At 62.5% G+C, this 19,455-nt stretch carries 19 protein-coding genes and 1 pseudogene; 6 read left to right on the top strand and 14 right to left on the bottom strand.

Going from position 1 to position 19,455, the window contains the following annotated elements; all coding sequences use genetic code 11:
• Positions 1-260: 260 nt before the first annotated feature.
• The 3 genes and pseudogenes from OOZ51_RS17135 to OOZ51_RS17125 all read right to left on the bottom strand — a co-directional run.
• Positions 261-422 (bottom strand): annotated as a pseudogene (locus OOZ51_RS17135) (DUF1540 domain-containing protein); the annotation flags it as partial.
• A gap of 135 nt (positions 423-557) precedes the next feature.
• The gene (locus OOZ51_RS17130) at positions 558-1,814 is read right to left on the bottom strand and encodes a hypothetical protein (RefSeq protein ID WP_265980980.1); all 1,257 of its coding nucleotides are present in this window, start codon (positions 1,812-1,814) and stop codon (positions 558-560) included.
• A 149-nt stretch (positions 1,815-1,963) separates the two neighbouring features.
• Entirely contained in the window at positions 1,964-2,149 is a 186-nt protein-coding gene (locus OOZ51_RS17125; RefSeq protein WP_265980979.1) for a hypothetical protein, read from the bottom strand.
• Between the two features lie 315 nt (positions 2,150-2,464).
• On the opposite strand from OOZ51_RS17125, the gene purS reads away from it, so the two are divergent.
• Genes purS through purL form a run of 3 tightly spaced genes read left to right on the top strand, consistent with a single transcriptional unit; the run spans position 2,465 to position 5,788 of the window.
• The gene (gene purS, locus OOZ51_RS17120; protein WP_028265707.1) at positions 2,465-2,716 is read left to right on the top strand and encodes a phosphoribosylformylglycinamidine synthase subunit PurS; all 252 of its coding nucleotides are present in this window, start codon (positions 2,465-2,467) and stop codon (positions 2,714-2,716) included.
• Position 2,717: 1 nt separating this feature from the next.
• A complete protein-coding gene (gene purQ, locus OOZ51_RS17115) occupies positions 2,718-3,473 on the top strand; it encodes a phosphoribosylformylglycinamidine synthase subunit PurQ (RefSeq protein WP_265980978.1) in 756 nt (251 codons plus the stop codon).
• Positions 3,470-5,788, top strand: a complete 2,319-nt coding sequence (purL, locus tag OOZ51_RS17110) for a phosphoribosylformylglycinamidine synthase subunit PurL (RefSeq protein WP_265980977.1) — start codon at positions 3,470-3,472, stop codon at positions 5,786-5,788. The genes purQ and purL overlap by 4 nt, the downstream gene beginning before the upstream one ends.
• An 82-nt stretch (positions 5,789-5,870) precedes the next feature.
• Here the strand turns inward: purL and OOZ51_RS17105 are convergent, their stop codons facing one another.
• On the bottom strand, positions 5,871-6,164 hold the full coding sequence (locus OOZ51_RS17105; protein WP_265980976.1) for a DUF503 domain-containing protein: 294 nt from the start codon (positions 6,162-6,164) through the stop codon (positions 5,871-5,873).
• An 83-nt stretch (positions 6,165-6,247) separates the two neighbouring features.
• On the opposite strand from OOZ51_RS17105, the gene OOZ51_RS17100 reads away from it, so the two are divergent.
• Positions 6,248-7,105 carry a DUF1206 domain-containing protein gene (locus tag OOZ51_RS17100; protein ID WP_265980975.1) on the top strand — a complete coding sequence of 286 codons (858 nt, stop codon included), beginning with the start codon at positions 6,248-6,250 and terminating at the stop codon, positions 7,103-7,105.
• A 98-nt stretch (positions 7,106-7,203) separates the two neighbouring features.
• Here OOZ51_RS17100 and OOZ51_RS17095 read toward each other — a convergent pair whose 3' ends face one another.
• The 10 genes from OOZ51_RS17095 to OOZ51_RS17050 form a co-directional block, all read right to left on the bottom strand.
• Positions 7,204-8,097, bottom strand: coding sequence for a carbohydrate ABC transporter permease (locus OOZ51_RS17095; RefSeq protein WP_265980974.1), 894 nt, complete (start codon positions 8,095-8,097; stop codon positions 7,204-7,206).
• Positions 8,097-9,122, bottom strand: a complete 1,026-nt coding sequence (locus OOZ51_RS17090) for a carbohydrate ABC transporter permease (protein WP_265980973.1) — start codon at positions 9,120-9,122, stop codon at positions 8,097-8,099. The genes OOZ51_RS17095 and OOZ51_RS17090 overlap by 1 nt, the downstream gene beginning before the upstream one ends.
• The gene (ngcE, locus tag OOZ51_RS17085) at positions 9,119-10,528 is read right to left on the bottom strand and encodes an N-acetylglucosamine/diacetylchitobiose ABC transporter substrate-binding protein (RefSeq protein WP_265980972.1); all 1,410 of its coding nucleotides are present in this window, start codon (positions 10,526-10,528) and stop codon (positions 9,119-9,121) included. Before ngcE ends, OOZ51_RS17090 begins: the two co-directional genes overlap by 4 nt.
• 208 nt (positions 10,529-10,736) lie before the next feature.
• Complete coding sequence (locus OOZ51_RS17080; protein WP_265980971.1) at positions 10,737-11,366, bottom strand: tetratricopeptide repeat protein; 630 nt, start codon at positions 11,364-11,366, stop codon at positions 10,737-10,739.
• A gap of 82 nt (positions 11,367-11,448) precedes the next feature.
• On the bottom strand, positions 11,449-11,850 hold the full coding sequence (locus OOZ51_RS17075; RefSeq protein ID WP_265980970.1) for an MmcQ/YjbR family DNA-binding protein: 402 nt from the start codon (positions 11,848-11,850) through the stop codon (positions 11,449-11,451).
• Between the two features lie 26 nt (positions 11,851-11,876).
• Positions 11,877-12,725 carry a polysaccharide deacetylase family protein gene (locus OOZ51_RS17070; protein ID WP_265980969.1) on the bottom strand — a complete coding sequence of 283 codons (849 nt, stop codon included), beginning with the start codon at positions 12,723-12,725 and terminating at the stop codon, positions 11,877-11,879.
• 70 nt (positions 12,726-12,795) lie between these two features.
• Positions 12,796-13,218, bottom strand: a complete 423-nt coding sequence (locus tag OOZ51_RS17065) for a CoA-binding protein (RefSeq protein WP_265980968.1) — start codon at positions 13,216-13,218, stop codon at positions 12,796-12,798.
• Between the two features lie 75 nt (positions 13,219-13,293).
• Entirely contained in the window at positions 13,294-14,166 is an 873-nt protein-coding gene (locus tag OOZ51_RS17060; RefSeq protein ID WP_265980967.1) for a hypothetical protein, read from the bottom strand.
• The gene (locus OOZ51_RS17055; RefSeq protein ID WP_265980966.1) at positions 14,163-14,717 is read right to left on the bottom strand and encodes an RNA polymerase sigma factor; all 555 of its coding nucleotides are present in this window, start codon (positions 14,715-14,717) and stop codon (positions 14,163-14,165) included. Before OOZ51_RS17055 ends, OOZ51_RS17060 begins: the two co-directional genes overlap by 4 nt.
• A 394-nt stretch (positions 14,718-15,111) precedes the next feature.
• A complete protein-coding gene (locus tag OOZ51_RS17050) occupies positions 15,112-16,401 on the bottom strand; it encodes an adenylosuccinate synthase (protein ID WP_265980965.1) in 1,290 nt (429 codons plus the stop codon).
• Between the two features lie 401 nt (positions 16,402-16,802).
• Here OOZ51_RS17050 and OOZ51_RS17045 point away from each other — a divergent pair, with 401 nt between their 5' ends.
• A complete protein-coding gene (locus OOZ51_RS17045; protein ID WP_265980964.1) occupies positions 16,803-18,494 on the top strand; it encodes a phospholipase C in 1,692 nt (563 codons plus the stop codon).
• A gap of 208 nt (positions 18,495-18,702) precedes the next feature.
• Positions 18,703-19,335, top strand: a complete 633-nt coding sequence (locus OOZ51_RS17040) for a uracil-DNA glycosylase family protein (RefSeq protein ID WP_265980963.1) — start codon at positions 18,703-18,705, stop codon at positions 19,333-19,335.
• Positions 19,336-19,455 lie beyond the last annotated feature (120 nt).

The raw sequence follows: 19,455 nt of genomic DNA, 5'->3' as shown, positions 1-19,455 counted from the left end.
GCGATCGTGGCGGTCATGTCAAGATCAATCAACTAAGGACGGACACCGATTGACAGTTTTGTAATCCGGTGAGGCCCAGCCGATTCATAGAGTACAGAGCGATAGTGGAATATGAGATAAGACACATTTCACGTTTTTTGTCATGTCATTCGGCATCAGAATACATCCGGACGCGGCAGCGGGCACGCCCCCGTCGGGAGGGGACGTGCCCGCTGTGCGGATATTCAGATGTTGATGACGAAGGCTGACTGAAAGGAGCCTCAGGCGTGTTGGTAAGTCAGGCAATCAGCGGCCTCTGCACCGGGGCCGATGCGGACGTCGTGGGCCGCGCACATGAGGTTGTTGTTGTGGGTGCATTCGGAGCGCTGGCAGGCACCGACATGCGCCAAGACCTTGGGGAGTCCGCCCATGAGCGTGGTGTCATCGCTCCTCCTGCTTGGACCGGGAAATTCCTTGACAGCAATTCCAAACTACTCCCGAATAAGCCCCTTTTGCCCGGAAGATTAGCGCATTTGTACGTACTGTATTAGTCCGAATCGTGCACCGCCCGGCGGTGGCTAGGGGAGCGTGTAGCCGAAGACATCGACGATGACTTGCGAGGTTTCCATAACCGGTGTCCAGTTGATCATGTGTTGGCTGAGGATGGTTTGGATCTCTACCTTGCCGTCAGCCCCAATCGGCACATACGCCATATTCGCAATCGTCTGCCGATCACTAAAGTTCAGATTGGAAGTAAACGTCCACGGCGCCCTATAACCACGCGCCATGAAGTAGCCGAAGGTTGTCGGTTCGGTCACCGTGAGGTTCACCCAGACGCCACTTGCATTTTGCGGTATTCCATTGACGCCTACGACCTGAACGGGCACGGTGCCGGCGTTGACAACCGGACCACCGTCCGTGCGAGTGTCGACAAGACGCACTGGCGAAACCCTCGCGAATGCTCCGGATATTGTTGGCGTCCCCGGCAGGAAGAAGCCAACAACGTCTGCAATGATCTGAGCCGTTCCGGACGAGGTGTTCGCAATCGTCACCGTGCCATCTGGCCCTACCGGAACGACGGCAAGATTCGGAACGGTCTGGCCGGTCCCATAATTCTGGTTCGAGACATTGGGTTTTAAGGAGCCGCTTGGATAAGCGGTGATGAATCCGTATGACGTCGATTCCGTCACTGTCAGGTTCACGACCACCGCTGAGGCGTCTGTCGGAACGCCAGTGGATCCTCCCAGACGGAGTGGCACGCTTCCGCCACCGGCGATGGGGCCCGACGAAGTCCTAGTGTCGAGAAGCCTGGCGGGTCCCACAGCCTGGTAGGAGCCCGGCGAGCCCTGGGGCCCGGACGCGGCGAAATATGCCGAGGCGTCAACGACGATCTGCACAGTTCCTGTCGAAGTGTTGGAGATGGCGATCTGCCCATCAGCGCCGACTTCCACGATAGCCAGGTTCGCAACCATCTGTCCCGGCCCGTAATTGACGTTGGAAGTGCGCGGCGCCATGACGCCCGAATGGTGCGCCGTGAGGAATCCTGCAGCAGTGGCGTCAGTGGCTGTGATGTTGAGGACGACTGCTTGCGTGCCGTAGGGGAATCCATTTGTCCCGGGGATCCGGATTGAGACTGAGCCTCCGCCAGGCACCGGTCCCGACGACGTTCGTGTGTCCAGGATCCGCGTGGGCGTCATGGGTGTGAGGCCGCCGACGGGCCCAGTCCCGGCCATTGCTGGACTTGCGGTTACCGGACCAATGAGTGCCGAGTACAGCACAGCAAGCACCAGCATGATGCCCACGAGCCGTGATCTGGTGCGAGCAGATTTCTTCAAGCCAATTCCCCCAATAATTAAGTTGCGAAAGAGTAAGGTTTATGCCCGTTGGTATGGAAAGTACATCAGGACCATCGCGAGGTCTAGCCGGGATAGTTTATGGTTCCGCGATGTGAGCGGCGCACAAACACGCAAGCGGACAGGCCGCGCTAAGAATGGATTCCTCGCAAGGCGTCGCTGATTTTGGCTCTTGTCGAAGCATCCGGCGGCACCGAAATGCGGTTTTCCCGGGCCGCCCGGTCTGCCTTGATCCTCTGGAAAACCATCCTCCCCAGGCCAGCAAAAACCGCCGCAAGGACCACGGGCAAAACCATCGACTTCGCGTTTTCGGCCATGCCGCAATCCTAGTGACGCAAACCATTGCGAGCCAGAGCCGCCGTCGGAGATTGAAAACCCCCGACGGCGGCAGGCCGCCGCCGCGAATTGGTGCGGTCCGCGGGGCCCCTTCACCGATCTTCCGCAAATAGGGTATGTAGCGATTTGGCCGGTAGAATGGGCGTGCAAGCTCGCGGAGCGCCCTCCTTATTCCGTAAGACACTGCATCCAAACACTGTCGCTGAACGCTGTCGGATGCGGTTCCGGCGTGAGACGGCACTCCGCGGCAGCCTTTAACCAAGGTTTAACCAACGCTCACGCACAGGAGTTACCGGATGCCCCGGATCGTCGTCGACGTCATGCCCAAGCCCGAGATTCTGGACCCGCAGGGAAAGGCCATCGTGGGCGCGCTGCCCCGCCTCGGCTTCACCAGCTTTAGCGCAGTCCGCCAGGGCAAGCGCTTTGAACTGACCGTCGACGGCGAGGTGACCGACGCCATCCTCGCCCAGGCCCGCGAAGCTGCCGAGACCCTGCTGTCCAACCCGGTGATCGAAGACGTCGTCAACGTCGAGGTCGTCGAGGCCTGACATGACTGAACTTCCTTTGATCGGCGGAGCCCCTGTGGCCGTCGAGCCCCACTTGGTCGGGGCCAAGATCGGCGTCGTCACCTTCCCCGGCACCCTCGACGACCGCGACGCCGCCCGTGCGGTCCGCCTGGCAGGCGGCACCGCCGTCGCGCTCTGGCACGCGGACACCGAGCTGGCAGATGTGGACGCCGTGGTCATTCCCGGCGGGTTCTCCTACGGCGACTACCTGCGCGCCGGTGCCATTTCGCGATTTGCGCCGCTGATGTCGAAGATCATCGACGCAGCAAATTCCGACGCCAAGCTCCCTGTCCTGGGCATTTGCAACGGCTTCCAGATCTTGACCGAGTCGCACCTGCTGCCCGGCTCCATGATCAAGAACGACCACCTGAAGTTCTTATGCCGCGACCAGGTCCTGCGCGTCGAGAACAACACCACTTCGTGGACCTCGGACTACGAGGCAGACCAGGAAATCACGGTTCCGCTGAAGAACCAGGACGGCCAGTACATCGCTGACGACAAGACCCTGGACGCCCTTGAGGCCGAGGGCCGCGTCGTGTTCCGCTATGTCGGCTGGAACCCGAACGGTTCACGCCGCGACATCGCCGGCATCAGCAACGCCGCCGGCAACGTGGTGGGCCTCATGCCACACCCGGAGCACGCGGTGGAGCCCGGATTCGGTCCGGAGTCCAACGACGGCACCGATGGCTTGGGCTTCTTCACCTCCGTCCTGAACAAGATCGTGGGAGGCGCACAGTGACTACCTCAGCTGAAACCGTCGGCAAGAAGTTCAACATCGACACCGTCGAGAACGCAGCCAAGACCCCGGACACCGAGCTCCCCTGGGCCGAACTGGGCCTGAAGCAAAACGAATTCGACGAGGTCGTCAAGGTGCTGGGCCGCCGCCCCACCGGTGCCGAGCTCGCCATGTACTCCGTGATGTGGAGCGAGCACTGTTCCTACAAGTCCTCGAAGAACCACCTGCGCCAGTTCGGCGAAAAGGTGACCGAGGAGATGAAGAAGGACATGCTGGTGGGCATTGGCGAAAACGCCGGCGTCACCAACCTTGGCGACGGCTGGGCCGTGACGTTCAAGATCGAGTCCCACAACTCGCCGTCGTTCGTGGAGCCCTACCAGGGTGCCGCAACCGGCATTGGCGGCATTGTCCGCGACATCATCTCCATGGGCGCCCGTCCGGTTGCCGTGATGGATCCGCTGCGTTTCGGCGCCATCGACCACCCGGACACGGCCCGCGTCATGCATGGCGCTGTTGCTGGCATCGGCGGCTACGGCAACTCGCTTGGCTTGCCGAACATCGGCGGCGAAATGGTGTTCGATTCCGTGTACCAGGGCAACCCGCTGGTCAACGCGCTGGCAGTCGGCGTCATGCGTCATGAGGACATCCGCCTGGCCAACGCCTCCGGCAAGGGCAACAAGGTGGTCCTGTTCGGTGCACGCACCGGTGGCGACGGTATTGGCGGCGCCTCGGTGCTGGCCTCGGAGTCCTTCGACGACACCAAGCCGTCTAAGCGCCCCGCCGTCCAGGTGGGCGACCCCTTCGCCGAGAAGGTCCTGATCGAGTGCTGCCTGGAGCTGTTCAAGGGTTCGCTGGTTGAGGGTATCCAAGACCTCGGCGCGGCAGGCATTTCCTGCGCCACGTCCGAGCTCGCCTCCAACGGCGACGGCGGCATGCAGGTTGAGCTGACCTCCGTCTTGCTGCGCGACCCCACTCTGACCCCGGGCGAAATCCTGATGTCCGAGTCCCAGGAACGCATGATGGCCGTTGTCACCCCCGAGAACATTGCCGCCTTCGAAGCGGTCATGGACAAGTGGGCCGTAGAGTACTCCTGGCTGGGTGAAGTGACCGATACCGGCCGCCTCATCATCACGTGGGAAGGCGAAGTCATTGTCGACGTCGACCCGCGCACCGTTGCCCACGACGGTCCGGTCTACGACCGCCCGTACTCGCGCCCCTCATGGCAGGATTCCGTCCAGGCCGATACCTTCACTGGCTCCGTGCAGGACGCCGGCCGTCCCTCGACCTCCGGGGAACTGGCCGCCGCCGTCACCGAGCTCATTGCTTCGCCGAACATGTGCAGCAAGGCCTGGATCACCAAGCAGTACGATCGCTACGTCGGCGGCAACACCGCCATGGCGTTCCCGGACGACGCCGGAGTGGTCCGCGTGGACGAGGAAACCGGCCTTGGCGTGGCCCTGGCCACCGACGCCAACGGCCGCTACACCTACCTCGATCCGTACCACGGTGCACAGCTGGCTCTGGCCGAGGCATACCGCAACGTCGCCACCTCCGGCGCCGTGCCGATGGCTGTCAGCGACTGCCTGAACTTCGGTTCCCCCGAGGACCCTGACGTCATGTGGCAGCTGGCCGAGGCCATTCGTGGCCTGTCCGACGCTTGCATGGAGCTGGGCGTCCCTGTCACCGGCGGCAACGTCTCCCTGTACAACCAGACGGGTACCGTGCCGATCCACCCCTCCCCTGTGGTGGCCGTTTTGGGCAAGCTCGACGACGTCGCGCGCCGCACCCCGTCCGGCTGGAAGGAAGACGGCCAGGCCATCTACCTGCTGGGCACCACGGCCGCGGAGCTGGACGGTTCGGAGTGGTCCAACCTGCGCGGACACCTCGGTGGCTTGCCGCCAAAGGTTGACCTGTCCATCGAGCGCCAGCTCGGCGAAATCCTCATCAACGCTTCGCGCGACGGCATGATCGATGCCGCGCACGATCTCTCCGAGGGCGGCCTTGCCGCTGCACTGGTGGAGTCCTCGCTGCGCTACGGCGTCGGCGCCCGGATTGCGCTGGACGAACTCGTGGAGCGCGACGGCGTGGACCTGTTCACCGCATTGTTCTCCGAGACCCAGGGCCGGGCCATCGTGTCCGTTCCGCGCTCCGAGGAAATCCGTTTCAAGGACATGTGCACCGCCCGCGGCTTCGCCCACCTCCGGATCGGCGTAGTCGACGCTGCCAGCGGCAAGTTGGAGATCAACGGCGTGGACGAGCTGTCCTTGGACGCACTCAGCGAAGCCCACGAGGCCACACTGCCGAAGTACTTCGGCTAGCGCCTGGCAACCCCCAACGCGGGGTCACTTACGGCCCAAGAATCCCCTCGGGATGGGCCGTAAGTGACCCCGCGTTGTGTTTTCAGTCCTCGCTGTGGAGGTCCCGGCGTCGGGCGCTCAGCAGCTCCAGTTCGGGGCGGGCGGCAACAAAGCGTTCGACGGCGTCGAGCACCTCCACAAGGTGCGCCCGGTCCGACGCCACCGCGGCAGCGCCGAAGAGGGCTCGGCGATGCTGGTCCAGGTGTCCGGTTTCGGCGGCGGAGACTTCGAAGCGTCGTTTCAACTCGGCGATCAGCGGACGCACGAGGGAGCGTTTCTCCTTCAGGCTGTGCACCTCGCCGAGGAGGATGTCGAACTCGATCCACGCGATCCACATGCGCCCATGGTATCGAGTAGCCGCCCCTCCCTCCCTTCCGGGAGCCCGCAGTGGCAAGATGGGGGCAGACCAAAAGGAGCTCCGTGGGCACAGACGATCATATGAACAAGGCCGGCAATGCAGTGTCCCGGGGCGCCGATTCGGTGGGGGACGCGGTTGATGACGCCAAGGATTCACGGACCGTCCGGGTAGTTGCCCGGGCCGGCTTCGTCGCCTTAGGGCTGATACACCTCCTGATCGGGATCATCGCCTTGGGGATCGCGCTGGGCGCATCCGGCCAAGCCGACGAAAGCGGTGCGGTCGGCCAGATGGCTGCCACGCCTGGCGGCGTCGTCCTTTTGTGGGCGGGACTAGTGGCCTGCGGTGCCCTCGCGCTCTACATGGCGAGCGACGCCGTGATGGGGTGGAGCGGGGGTGGCAGCTCGAGGCCTTGGATGAATCGGCTCAAGGCAGCCGGGCAGGCAATCGTCTTTGCTGTGGCCGCGGTGACCTTCGGCAGTTTTGCGTTCAGTCGCCCAAGCAGCAGCAGCGAGAAATCCCGTACGACCAGTGCAGACCTCATGTCCAGCACTGCGGGCACTGTCCTCCTGGTGATCATCGGGGTGGCGCTCCTGGCAGCCGCCGGCACATACGTCTTCATGGGGATCACACGCAAGTACGAAAAGAACCTGAGGGGAAAGCCGTCCGGGGCCCTGGGAGATGCGTTCACGGTGCTTGGCGTGGCGGGCTATTGCGCGAAAGGGGTGGCCCTCGGCGCCGTCGGCTTGCTCATCCTGATCGCCACAGCGGCCCACGACCCCTCCCAACAAGGCGGCCTCGACTCGGCACTCAAGGCCTTCCTGAAACAACCGTTTGGCGGATGGGTGCTGGGGTTCGTCAGCCTCGGACTCATGGCCTACGGGGTCTTCTCCCTGTTCCGCTCCCGTTATCAGCGGCTCTGAAGCGGCCCGCGCGACGTCGGCGCAGCCGGCAGAAACGCACGACGGCGCCCCCACCAAAGGTGAGAACCGCCGTCGGGCGCCTATTTAGCTTGGTTGTGCTACTTTGACGTACCCTGCGATACGGAGCCTTGAAGCTGACGCTGGAAGATGACGTACACGATCAGCACCGGAACCACTGTGACCGTGACGGCCGCGAACAAGGCGCCGAAGTCCACTGCATAACCCATCTGGCCGGCGAAGGCAGCCAGCCCTTGGGACAGCACGCGCGGCCCGGCTGCATTGATCGCCACCGGAATCAGGAACTGGTTCCACAGGCCAAGGAAGTTGAAGATGGCCACGGAGGCGAGCCCGGGCTTGGCCATCGGCAACATGACTTGGAAGAACGTCCGCCACTCACCCGCTCCATCCAAGGCAGCCGCCTCGGTGATTTCGTGAGGAAGGGACTTGAAGAAGGAGAACAGGAAAAAGACGGTGAACGGCAGCGCAAAGCCGACGTACACCAGGATGAGTCCCGGCAAGGTGTTCAGCAGGCCGATGTTCCGCATGATGAAGAACAGCGGCACCATGGCCAGGAAGATCGGGAAGGTCAGGCCAGCCAGCATCAGGTAGTAAATGGCTTTGCTGCCCGGGAAGGTGTAACGCGCAAGGATGTACGCACACATGGCACCGAGGACCATGACGATCACGAGCGCCGAACCCACCACGACCACCGAATTCAGGAAGTAGCTTCCGATTCCGGCTTCGCTCCAGGCGCGGATGTAGTTGTCGAAGCGCCACTGCGAGGGCAAGGCGAACGGCGAGGCGAAGATCTCGCTGGACGTCTTGAAGGAGGACATGAAAGTCCAGAGCAAGGGCAGGATCACAATGAGGGACCAGATGGTCAGGGCCGTGTGCGAAACCGCGCCCACCACCTTGTCGCCGGGGGTCATGGCCGGCTTGCGGGGGGTGAAGTGCAGCGATTTCATTTCCTGGCTGGCTATTTTGGTAGTCATCAGAGGGACACATCCTTGTCGCCACCCGTGAGCCTGTTGACCAGGAACACGAGGCCGGAGAAGATCAGGGTGGCTACGGCCAGCACAACGCCCATGGCGCTGGCCAGGCCGAACTGGCCCTTGGTGAAAGCGGTGAAGAAGAGCTGCTGGGACATCACCAACGTGGAGTTGTCCGGGCCACCGCCCGAGTTGAGGGCGGCCATGTAGACGAACGCATCGAGCGCCAGGATGCCCATGTAGATGTAGGCGGTCTGGATGTTGTCCCGGATCAACGGGATGGTGATGGACACGGCAGTGCGGAAACGTCCTGCCCCGTCAATCCTGGCCGCCTCAAACAGCTCTGCGGGGATGCCCTTGATGCCGGCGACGAACAGCACCATGTAGAAGCCGATGAAGCCCCATACGATCACGAACATCGTGGCGATCATGGCGGTGCTCTTGTCACCGAGCCAGGCGAAGGACTTGAACTGGTCCATGCCCAGGGACGTGAGGAGGCCGTTCAGCAGACCTCCGGAAGGATCGTAGATCTGGCCCCACATGATGCCGATCGCAATGGCCGGAATCGTGTAGGGGAAGAAGGAGACAACCCGGTAGAAGCTCGAGTTGCGCAGGCCCTTGATCTGGCCCTTGCTGCTGCCTCCCACGGTCACCAAGGTTGCCAGCACCAGGCTGAGGATGATGGTGATGATCGGCAGGAAGATGACCAGCAGGATGTTGTTCCCCATGGCCTTCATGAAGATGTCATCCGTGAAGAGCTTCTGGTAGTTCTGGAAACCCGTGAAATTCATGTTGGGCGAGAAACCGCTCCAGTCCGTCATGGAGTAGTAGAACGCCTGGGCAAACGGAGAGATCACAAACAGGATGTACATGGCCAGGGGCAGGCCGAGGAAGACCACGAAGAAGCTGATCTTGTCGAACGTCAGGGGCTTGCGCCGCCTCTTGTAGGCGGGTGGGGCTGTGTCCGGAACGACGACGGCGGACGCACCGTCGCCGACCCGGAGTGTTTTTGCTTTCACTGAAGTCACTTCACTTCAATCTTCTTGACCGAGCTGTCGTTGCGGACCTTGTCGGTGATCTTCTGTAGGTCCGACGTCAGGGTTGCGACGTCGGATTTTCCGTCGAGGAACGTGTTCCATACGACCAACTGGTCCTTGTTGGTGCCGTAGAGGTCGATGAAGTTCCAGGTGTAGATGTTGTCTCCAGCATCGCCGAGCAGCTTGGTCTGGGAGACCAAAGCCGTGGATCCGAAGCCATCGGCGGGAACTGTGTCCTTGACGATGGTGGGGGCCAGCTTGGTCTTGGCGAAGTTGGTGGCAGCATCCTTGGACAGCATGACGCGGAGCAGTTCCTTGCCGCCGGCGACGTTCTTGCCTTGCGAAGGAACCACGAACGGCTCGCCTGCTGCGCTGTGGAGTGCCGTATACGGCAGCTTGGAGCCGGTGGTCACTGAGGGGACCGGGGCGCCGGTCATCTTGAAGCCGGCCTTCGTCTGGTCCTTCATCTCGTTCTCGATCCACGAGCCGGACGGGTAGAACACTGCTTCCTGGGCGTTGCTCCACTGCGCCTGCGCCGCGGTGAACTGGGTGCCGGAACCGCCGGGCTTGAAGAACCCGGCCTTGACGATCTTTCCCATGGCAGTGAAGACGCTTTGGAGTGCCGGGTGGGACCAGCAATCTGCCTTGAGGTTTTCAAGGCCCAGGCGGACATCGTGTCCACCTTCCTTGATGGCGGAAGCGATCGCCATTTCCTGGTAGTAGGTGGCGGCTTCCTTGCCCCAAACAAACAGGTACTTGCCCTTGGCCTTGGCCTGCTCGCCGAGCGCGTACATTTCGTCCCAGGTCTTGGGAACGGACCAGCCGTTGTCCTTGAGGAATGCATCCGAGTACCACATGGCGTAGACGGTCAGCACGTAGTTCAGGGCCGCCAGCTTGCCTTCGAAGGTTCCCGGAGCAAGCACACCGCCATAAAGGGTGTCCTTGATGACCTTGCCTTCGAGGTTCTTGGCGTTGACCACACTGGTGAGGTCTTCAAGCTGGGCCAGGATGGTGCTGAAGCCGATTGCCTTGGCGCCGGAGTTGTCGATCAAGTCCGGCGGGTTGCCTCCAACGAATCGCGGCTGGAGTTCCTGCGCGATGTCCGTCGAGGGGGCAATCTTGGCGGTGGAACCCGCGTGCGCGCTTTCGAAGCCCTTGCCCGCGAAGTCAACGTAGTCGATTCCATAGCCGCCCTTGAAAATCACGGCGTCAACGGTGGACTTGTCTGCCATGCCGAACGGGTTGGCATCTGAAACGGTCCCCGTAGGACCGGTGGATCCTCCGCCGCCACCGGCTGCACAGGAGGCCATCGAGCCGGCCAACGGCACAAGCACGGCCGCGGCAAGCGCGCCGCGGAGGAAACCACGACGTGCAAAGGACTGCTGCTGAACGTTCATCCTAAAACCCTCCAGAGACTCGTAGTACCGACTCTGACGGCGCCTGGGCCGGCAGTGGATCGGTCCGGGCACCGCCGCTGCGACGCGCCCTTCGTGTGACATACTTCACCACGAGTGATTGAAAAGCAATATTTGAGGGTAGTTTCAATCAACTTTTGTCAAAATGTGATCTGTCGAAAATGCCCTTCCGGAGGGTCGTTTGGCCTGTTTAGCCCCGTGAATTCAAGGATTTTGCGCACTCGGCAACGGCCTCGCCCGCCCATTGCCGCTGTTGCTCGGTTCCTACCCGCTCAGCCCACTGCTCAGCGAGCTGGAACTCCACCATGGCCTCGGTGCGGCGACCGTCGTCGTAGAGCGCCCAACCGAGGTTGTTGTGCAATGAAACCATCCACCGTTTGGTGCGGGGATCCTCGACGGCGGAGGCGTACTCGAGCGCACTTCGCGTCCATGATTCCTGGTGGCCGGAGTCCGCGATGGCCAGCATATGAAGTGCATCCACGGCCAGGAAATCTTCGCCCAAGAGGTCCCCCAATTCGGCCGCCTGCTCGAAGAGCGGAACCGCCATGGCCGGGTGGCCCGCGGAGTTGAGCAAGCGTCCGCGTTCCAGGAGAATCCGCACCGCAAGGGTGGGCTCCTCTTCGGCGTCGATCCCGTCCAGGAGGGCGTCGGCCTCCTCGAAGCGGCCCTGCAGACCGATGGCCCGGCCCAATTGGGTGGCGAGCTCGGCCCGTTCAAAAGGATCGTAGGCGGGATCCGCCATGGCTTCGCGGAACCGGGCTTCCGACAGTGCGGGGTCCTCAAAATTCCACAGGTCATCGAGGATCTTTTGTTCAAGCATCTGGCTCCACCTGATTGCTTCGGGGCGCTGGAAGGTGCGGTGCACTCACAATCTAGCCGAAGCGGAGGACAGGGTCCGCGTGTTACCCCTTGGCGAGGCGAGCCCAGCCCAACTGTTCCTGCTGCTTGCGGCTCAACGACGAAACCACTAGGTCATACGAGTCCTCCACCATGTCCCGGACCATGGCGTCCGGGAGGGCGCCGTCCAAGCGCACGCCGTTCCAGTGCGTCTTGTTCATATGCCAAGCCCCGGTGATTTCCGGATGGGCCGCGCGTAATTGCACGGCCAAGGAAGGATCGCATTTGAGGCTCACCGCAAGGTTCTGATCGTCCATGGCGGAGGCCGCGAACATTTTGCCTTCCTGCTTGCCTCCCCCGGACACGGCCGAACGGACTTTGAAAACCGATGTTTCCGGGCCGAACGGGAAGTCCTCAAAAACCCCGGTGAAGCCCAGGCAGATTCGGCGAAGGGTGGCAGCATCCATGCACTGAGACTAGCGGAGACCCTGCCTCACGCAACGCCCAGGAAGTCCTCCAGGAGCACGACTTCCAGGCCGGCGGCGACCTGCGCGGAACGGAATGCCGCAAAATCTGCCGCGAATTCAGGACGGAAGTGCATCAGGACGATGTCGCCAGGCCGCAGCGAATTACCATATTGGTAGTCCATGCGCCCAGCGTTGGCCTTGGCCTCCCAAGTAACGATCGCCTTCAGGCCGGCGGCGGCCACGGCTTGCCTCATAGCAGTTGAGTAGGAACCCCCGGGCGGCCTGAACAACGTGGGCTTCCGGCCGTACTGCTGGACGGCGAAATCCTGCATGCCGGTGATGTCATCAAGCTGCCGCTGGTAGCCCCATTGGGTAGTCATGTTGACGTTGTGGCTGACCGTATGGTTTTCGACCAGGCTCCCCTGCGCCATGAACGCCTTGAAGAAGGCAGGGTTGTCGCGGACCGTGTTGCTCGTCAGGAACAGCGTGGCCGGGAAATCGTTCTCGGCCAGGAGTCGCACGCTTTCCGGAGACTTGACCACGCCATCGTCGATCGTCAGGAACACCACGGGATGTTTGGTGGGGATTTTGGTGATCACGGGAGCCAGTCCACCTTGGATGGGCGGCAGCGTGAAGTCCGGGACAAAGGAGCGCCGTAGCCGCTTCGGGACACCGGGGCCCGGCGTCGGGCTCGTTGCGGTGCTTGGCGATGCGGACGACGACGGCGCGGCCCCCGCACTGCCGGGAACCGCCGTCGGGCTTCCTGCGGACAGGTGTCCGGGAGCCGCAGACCCCCCCAGCCCGGCCGCGAGGGACACCCCGAGAAGACCGAGCGCCGTGCGCCGGCTGGCAGTGGAAGGGTGGTCGTCACACATGGGTTCCCTGGTCTCGAAATCGGGTGATTGCCCCCGGACTATGACAGCAACAGGTTAACGGGAGGCGTCGCTAGTTGTCGCTGCGCCAGCCCATCTGCGCCGGACAAGCGTTCATGACCACGTCAAGACCCGCCGCCTTGGCCCGCTCCGCGGCATCCTCATCAATCACGCCGAGCTGGAGCCACACGGCTTTCGCTCCGACCGCAATGGCCTCGTCAACCACGCCGCCAACGCGCGAAGAATTCACAAAGCAGTCGACGACGTCGATCGGCTGTTCGAGGGGCACGTCGGCGAGGAACTTGTAGGCAGTTTCGCCGTGGACGTCTTCGCCCTTTTGGTTGATCGGGACGATCTCCATGCCCATGGTGTCGCGAATGTAGAGAGCAACTTCGAACGCGGAGCGCCACTCATTCGTGCTGAGCCCGACGATTGCCCAGCGGCCCTTTGTTCGCATAAGCCGGTCAATGACTGCCGGATCGTTGACGTGTGTCATACCCCAAGCCTACTCCCGTGGTTTCGCGGGCCCCTTGGCCGAATTATTGACTGGGATTCTGGCTGTGCGGCCGAGCTAGCGGGCCAGTCCGAAGAGCCACCGCAAGGAGGCGCCTTGAGACTTTCCGGCGAGATCGGCCTTGCCGTCCTGAAGGACCTGCGGCAGTCCATCCCGGAAATCCTTGCTTCCCCACTTCGGCAAGGTGTCCGCCGTCTGCTTGAATACGCCTGGGGAATCGGCCTTGGGCTCGGTGTGCACCGTCTTCGGCACTTCCGGCCGTCCGGCTCCTTGCGACGGTGAATCCTTCGCTTCGATGGGCTCCACGGCTGACGGCGCCACTGCATCCGGGGAAGGCTCAACCGCAGGCGGTACGGCTGCTTCAGGGGCGGCTGCGATGACGGGTTCCTGCTCCGCGGCAGGAGCAGGAAGATCAACGGGTGCCGGGTGTGTGGTGACCTTCGGGGAATCGCCGGCGGGGGCTGGAGGTACCAACGATGGCGGAGCGGTGGTCCAGCCCGGCGCCCAGCCGGAGATCAGCGACTGCATGAAATCAGGAGTTCCTTTGCTAAATCCGGAACTCGAGGCCGCTACGCCCCCGATGCCCAAGCCCATAGCGGTCAGGACGGCGGCACCAATGACCGCAGGCCGGTGTTTGCGCAGCTGACGACGCTTGCCGAGCTCGTCGACGGGACGTTCGTCCGTGAGGTCACCAGTGGCGATCCCGATTCCGGGGGCCGTGCCAACTTCAGCGACGGGGCCGGCTGCCGCGGCGGTACCAGCAAGCATCGCGGCAAGCGCCGGACCGGGGACCGGCGCGGGCATGGACGCAAACGATTCCAGTGCTTTCAAGGAGTCCGCGAGCGCGGGAGCATCCGTCAGACCAGCCTCGAGCATGAGCTCGCGGATGATCGCGTCACGGTCAATGTCCTTGCAATCCCAACGCATCATGGGGCCACGTATTCCTTTACTACCGAGTGCTCGCGGAGTGCATTCAATGCCCGGCGCTGCAGTTGCTTGACTGCGCCTTGGCTTTTCCCCATGATTTCGGCTGCCTGATCCACCGTCAGGCCGGCAACGATACGAAGCGTCAGGACTTCCCGCTGATCTTCCCGAAGGACATCCAACAACGCCATGACTTCGCCCGGCGCCACACGCTCCATCGCTTCGGCCTCCGCCGAACTCGACTGGCGCGTGTCACGATCAGGTTCAAACTCGTGATGCTCCGGCGCCCTGCTTTGCCGACGGTGGTCATCCACCATCCGGGCATGGGCTACCGAAAATACAAATGTCCGCAGGCCACTCACGCCACCGGTGATGGACTCAACCCGCGGCAGGACGGCAAGAAAGACCTCCTGTGTGACAGCTTCCGGATCCGAGACGCCTTTTCCTGTCAGGTAGCCGAGCACCTGGCCTGCGAAGGCTTGGTAGACGGCGCTGAACAGTTCAGCCTCCCGGCCCCGGAGGGCGCGCAAGGCTGCATCGGTCAAGGCGTCGGTCACAGAAGGGTGGCTTTCGTTGGGGAACAAATGTCCGGATTTAAGCGCGATCCTCGTTGCGGCCGAAACCCCTCACGGCCGGACAACCTCACCTAGCTTAACCGTTGCTCCCATGATGCCCAAGGACCAGCTTTCAGTTCCGGAGGCTCGCCCCTCCCGGTCTCTGCACGTCCACGAGAGACCCTTTCAGACATGAAAAGGGCCGAGCTGAAACCTGATGGGGGACAAATTTCAGCTCGGCCTTTCAAAGGGGTAATCGTCGGGGCACCCCAAAGGGTTACGCGGATTCCGAGAGTTTTTTCCGGAGGGTGTTTTCCGGGCTTCCAGGCGCCAAAACCACGACGGCGACCCGCCCCGGAAAGGGCGGCCCGCCGTCGTCGTGATTCAGCTTTGGTGGCTAGTCCTCGATGAGGTCGTGCACCACGATCGTCTGGTCGCGGTCCGGGCCGACGCCGACCGCGGAGAATCGCGTGCCGGAGAGCTTCTCAAGGGCCAGCACGTAGTTGCGGGCGTTCTCGGGGAGGTCTTCCAGGGTCTTAGCGCCCGTGATGTCCTCGGTCCAGCCATCGAAGTACTCGAAGATCGGCACCGCGTGGTGGAACTCGGTCTGGGTCATCGGCATTTCGTCGTGGCGGACGCCGTCGACGTCGTAGGCCACGCAGACGGGGATCTGCTCGATGCCGGTCAGCACGTCCAGCTTGGTGACGAAGTAGTCCGTGAAGCCGTTGACGCGGGATGCGTGGCGGGCCAGGACGGCGTCGTACCAACCGCAGCGGCGCGGACGGCCGGTGTTCACGCCGAACTCGCCACCGGTCTTCTGCAGGTACATGCCCATCTCGTCAAAGAGCTCAGTCGGGAACGGACCGGCGCCAACACGGGTGGTGTAGGCCTTGATGATGCCGATGGAGCGCGATATCCGGGTGGGTCCGATGCCCGAGCCGACGGACGCGCCGCCGGCAGTCGGGTTGGAGGAGGTCACGAACGGGTAGGTGCCGTGGTCGACGTCCAGGAACGTGGCCTGGCCGCCTTCCATGAGGACCACCTTGCCCTCGTCCAGTGCATTGTTGAGGACCAGTGTGCTGTCGATGACCAGCGGCCTCAGGCGTTCAGCGTAGGACAGGAAGTACTCCACGATCTCGTCCACAACCACGTTACGGCGGTTGTAGACCTTGACCAGGAGCTCGTTCTTCTGGCGCAGCGAGCCCTCCACCTTCTGGCGGAGGATCGATTCGTCGAAGACATCCTGGACACGGATACCCAGGCGGGCAACCTTGTCCATGTAGGCCGGGCCAATGCCTCGACCGGTGGTGCCGATGGCGCGGCTGCCGAGGAAGCGCTCCGTGACCTTGTCCAACACCTGGTGGTACGGCGCAACGAGGTGGGCATTGGCTGAGACGCGCAAACGGGAAGTGTCCGCGCCACGGGCTTCCAGTCCGTCGATCTCCTGGAACAGCGCCTCGAGGTTCACCACACAGCCGTTGCCGATGATCGGAATCGCGTTGGGGCTCAGAATGCCGGCAGGAAGGAGCTTGAGCTCATACTTCTCACCGCCGACCACCACGGTGTGCCCGGCGTTGTTGCCGCCGTTGGGCTTGACCACGTAGTCAACGCGGCCACCGAGCAGGTCGGTTGCTTTGCCTTTGCCTTCGTCGCCCCACTGGGCTCCGACGATCACGATAGCGGGCATGGGATCCTCCCCCATTCTTTCGGGCCGGTCCTGGCGGGATCACCAAGGCTCAGCGCCGTACATGAGAACGCCCCGAATCTTTTCGGTCCTGCCCGCAGACTTTCGCAAAAGTTCACCGGCGGGATCAGCAAGAGTTCCGGGGCTCTTACCAGCCAAGTTTAGCCGATACGCCTCCCGGTCTTGGTGTCACACGTCCGGAGAGCGACATGCAAACAGGGACGGCGCACTCGAAGTTCCCTGTGAGCAGAATGTGAACTCTTTCCAAACAGTCCGCATTGAACTTCCAAATCGGCCGTCGGGCCTCAGTCAACCGGCTACATTCTTTGTGAATCCATACCCCATCCAACTCCTGATGGCCGCATAGTTGGCCGGGCATTGCCCGTGAATCCGAAGGGAAATCCATGAATTTTCGCAACAAGCGTCTCCTGTCAACGGCAGGGGTGAGCGCACTCGCAGCATCGACGATCGCTGCCGGCATGATCGGGTTTGGCATGACGCCGGCCTCGGCCAGCGACGACCACAATGGAACCGCGACCCCCATCAAGCACGTTGTGGTGATTTTCGGCGAGAACGTCTCCTTTGACCATTACTTCGGGACCTACCCGCAGGCAGCCAACACGGCTGGCGAAACGCAGCAAGGCAGTGGCGCAGCGGCTCCGACGTTCACGGCAGCCAAGAGCACCCCGAAGAACATCGCCACCCTCGCCCACGACAAGCTGCTGGCTCCTAACAACCCCAACTCGGTCCAGCCCCAGCGGCTGACGCCTGCCCAGGCGATCACATGCGACCAGGACCACGAATACACCGCGGAGCAGAAGGCCTACAACGCAGGCCTGATGAACAAGTTCGTCGAGAACACCAGCATGGATACCTGTTCTGGTGGCCAGTTCGGCCGTCCGGGACTCACCATGGACTACTACGACGGCAACACCGTCACCGGGATCTGGAACTACGCCCAGAATTTCGCCATGAGCGACTCCCACTTCAGCACCGTCTTCGGCCCATCCAGCCCCGGCGCGCTCAACCTGGTGTCCGGCCAGACCCACGGCGTCACGGAGTTCACTGCCACCGGCCAGCCGGTCAAGCCCGCAAGCAGCGACTACACAGTCAAGTTCCCTGATGCCAACGGCGTCGGCACCATGACGGAAGACCCGGATCCGGTCTACGACGACTGCTCCAACAAGAGCCACGCGAGCAAGAACAACCTCGCCGCCATGCAGGGCAAGAACATCGGCGACCTGCTCAATGACAAGGGGGTCAGCTGGGGCTGGTTCCAGGGCGGTTTCGCTCCCACGACGGCGGCGACGGACACCACTCCGGCAGCCTGCATGACCACCCACACCAACATTGCAGGCGCCAAGGTGACGGACTACAACCCGCACCACCAGCCGTTCCAGTACTACAAGTCAACGTCCAACCCGCACCACCTTGCCCCCGCCAGCGTGGACGAGATCGGGCGCAACGGACAGGCGAACCACCAGTACGACACCACGGACTTCGCCAAGGTAGTCAATTCCGACAACATGCCCGCCGTGTCCTTCCTGAAGGCGGGAAACTACCAGGACGGCCACGCCGGCTACTCCGATCCCCTGGACGAGCAGAAGTTCATCACGCAGCAGGTCAACGCCATCCAGAACTCGAAGAACTGGGAAAACACCGCCATCGTCCTCGCCTACGACGACTCGGACGGCTGGTATGACCACGTTGCCGCTGCTGTGAAGAACTCCTCGAACACCACTGACGACGCTGCGTGGTGCCTGAACGCGTACAACAAGGGTGTGCCCATGGCCGGAGGCTATGCCGACCGTTGCGGCCCCGGCCCCCGCCAGCCGCTCGTGGTGATCTCACCCTTCGCAAAGAAGAACTTCGTGGACCACAACCAGACGGACCAGACTTCCATCCTTCGCTTCATCGAGGACAACTGGCACACCGGCCAGATCGGCGACTCGTCGGCAGACGCCAAAGCCGGATCCATCAACGCGATGTTCAACTTTGAGAATGGGCGGGACATCAAGCTCATCCTGAACGAATCGAACGGTACGGTGGTTTCCCGCACCAAGGAAAACGACGACCAGAACGACAACAAGCAGTAGCAGGCGTTTCGGAAACGGCGCCGTCTCGAGCAATCGAGACGGCGCCGTTTCAGTTAACGCGCTGACGAAGTCGGGATTCGCCCCACAGGTCGCCGCCGTTCCGGTACAGTTAACCAGCCCCCAACACTGCACCCAACCCGACCGGTCGCGGCCAACCGCTCCCGGCCGGACAAGTGCGCCTCGCTACCTGTAGGAGACCAAAGCCCATATGCAAGACCTGGCGACTGATTCACTCGAAGAGCAACTCTGGAACCGACGTTTCGAACCCCACATCGCCGAGGTCACGGGGCTTTGCGATTCCCTCAAAGAACAGAAGCCGGGCAGCGAAGTCCTTTACGTAGACCCCGTCCACAGCGTTGACGAGTGCCGCATCATCAGCCTTTTCTCCAACACCCGCACCACGGAGGGCTCGGGCTTCATTGTCCCGGGTGACGAGGAAGCCGCCACCCGCCTGCTGGGCATGCAGTGGCAGCTGGGCTTGCGTCCGGAACTCATGATGCCGTGGAACGTGTACCCCTGGATCGAACCGGACGGAGAGCCGGGCAAGCTGACTCCCGCCAACATCACCGAAGGCCTGAAGCCGCTCCTGCGCTTGTTGGCGATCGTGCCGCGCACCTCCGTGCTGGTAGCCCACGGCAATGAAGCCCACCGCTTGGCAGACCAGCTTGTGAAGGCCGCCCCGCAGAGTATCCACCGCCGCGGCTTCAAGACGTTCAAGGTCCGCTCACTCGGCGGGCGTTCCTTCGCCGGCTCCCCCGTCCGCCAGCAGGAGTACCTCGACGTCATCCACGGCGCCTACGCCGAGGCCATGGCCCGGACAGGCCTCACGCCAGTCTCTTAAGACTCGCCCGCCCAACTGACTCGCAGTTAATGTCGTTTAGAGCCCGGCAAAGTCAACTGGTCAGAGCAACGCTCGGGTTTAGGCTGCCTGCAGCAGCTGGTTGAGCCGGTTGGCTGGGGT

The sequence above is a fragment of the Arthrobacter rhizophilus genome (genome assembly GCF_026241105.1).
Classification (GTDB): domain Bacteria; phylum Actinomycetota; class Actinomycetes; order Actinomycetales; family Micrococcaceae; genus Arthrobacter.
The sequence above is the reverse complement of the archived record's forward strand: the minus strand, read 5'-3'. Positions and strand labels throughout refer to the sequence as shown.

Excerpts from the sequence above, each read along its gene's own strand:
- OOZ51_RS17125 (WP_265980979.1), bottom strand. The coding sequence starts at position 2,149 with ATGGCCGAAAACGCGAAGTCGATGGTTTTGCCCGTGGTCCTTGCGGCG.
- purS (WP_028265707.1), top strand. The coding sequence starts at position 2,465 with ATGCCCCGGATCGTCGTCGACGTCATGCCCAAGCCCGAGATTCTGGAC.
- purQ (WP_265980978.1), top strand. The coding sequence starts at position 2,718 with ATGACTGAACTTCCTTTGATCGGCGGAGCCCCTGTGGCCGTCGAGCCC.
- OOZ51_RS17105 (WP_265980976.1), bottom strand. The coding sequence starts at position 6,164 with ATGTGGATCGCGTGGATCGAGTTCGACATCCTCCTCGGCGAGGTGCAC.
- OOZ51_RS17095 (WP_265980974.1), bottom strand. The coding sequence starts at position 8,097 with ATGACTACCAAAATAGCCAGCCAGGAAATGAAATCGCTGCACTTCACC.
- ngcE (WP_265980972.1), bottom strand. The coding sequence starts at position 10,528 with ATGAACGTTCAGCAGCAGTCCTTTGCACGTCGTGGTTTCCTCCGCGGC.
- OOZ51_RS17080 (WP_265980971.1), bottom strand. The coding sequence starts at position 11,366 with ATGCTTGAACAAAAGATCCTCGATGACCTGTGGAATTTTGAGGACCCC.
- OOZ51_RS17075 (WP_265980970.1), bottom strand. The coding sequence starts at position 11,850 with ATGGATGCTGCCACCCTTCGCCGAATCTGCCTGGGCTTCACCGGGGTT.
- OOZ51_RS17070 (WP_265980969.1), bottom strand. The coding sequence starts at position 12,725 with ATGTGTGACGACCACCCTTCCACTGCCAGCCGGCGCACGGCGCTCGGT.
- OOZ51_RS17065 (WP_265980968.1), bottom strand. The coding sequence starts at position 13,218 with ATGACACACGTCAACGATCCGGCAGTCATTGACCGGCTTATGCGAACA.
- OOZ51_RS17060 (WP_265980967.1), bottom strand. The coding sequence starts at position 14,166 with ATGATGCGTTGGGATTGCAAGGACATTGACCGTGACGCGATCATCCGC.
- OOZ51_RS17050 (WP_265980965.1), bottom strand. The coding sequence starts at position 16,401 with ATGCCCGCTATCGTGATCGTCGGAGCCCAGTGGGGCGACGAAGGCAAA.
- OOZ51_RS17045 (WP_265980964.1), top strand. The coding sequence starts at position 16,803 with ATGAATTTTCGCAACAAGCGTCTCCTGTCAACGGCAGGGGTGAGCGCA.
- OOZ51_RS17040 (WP_265980963.1), top strand. The coding sequence starts at position 18,703 with ATGCAAGACCTGGCGACTGATTCACTCGAAGAGCAACTCTGGAACCGA.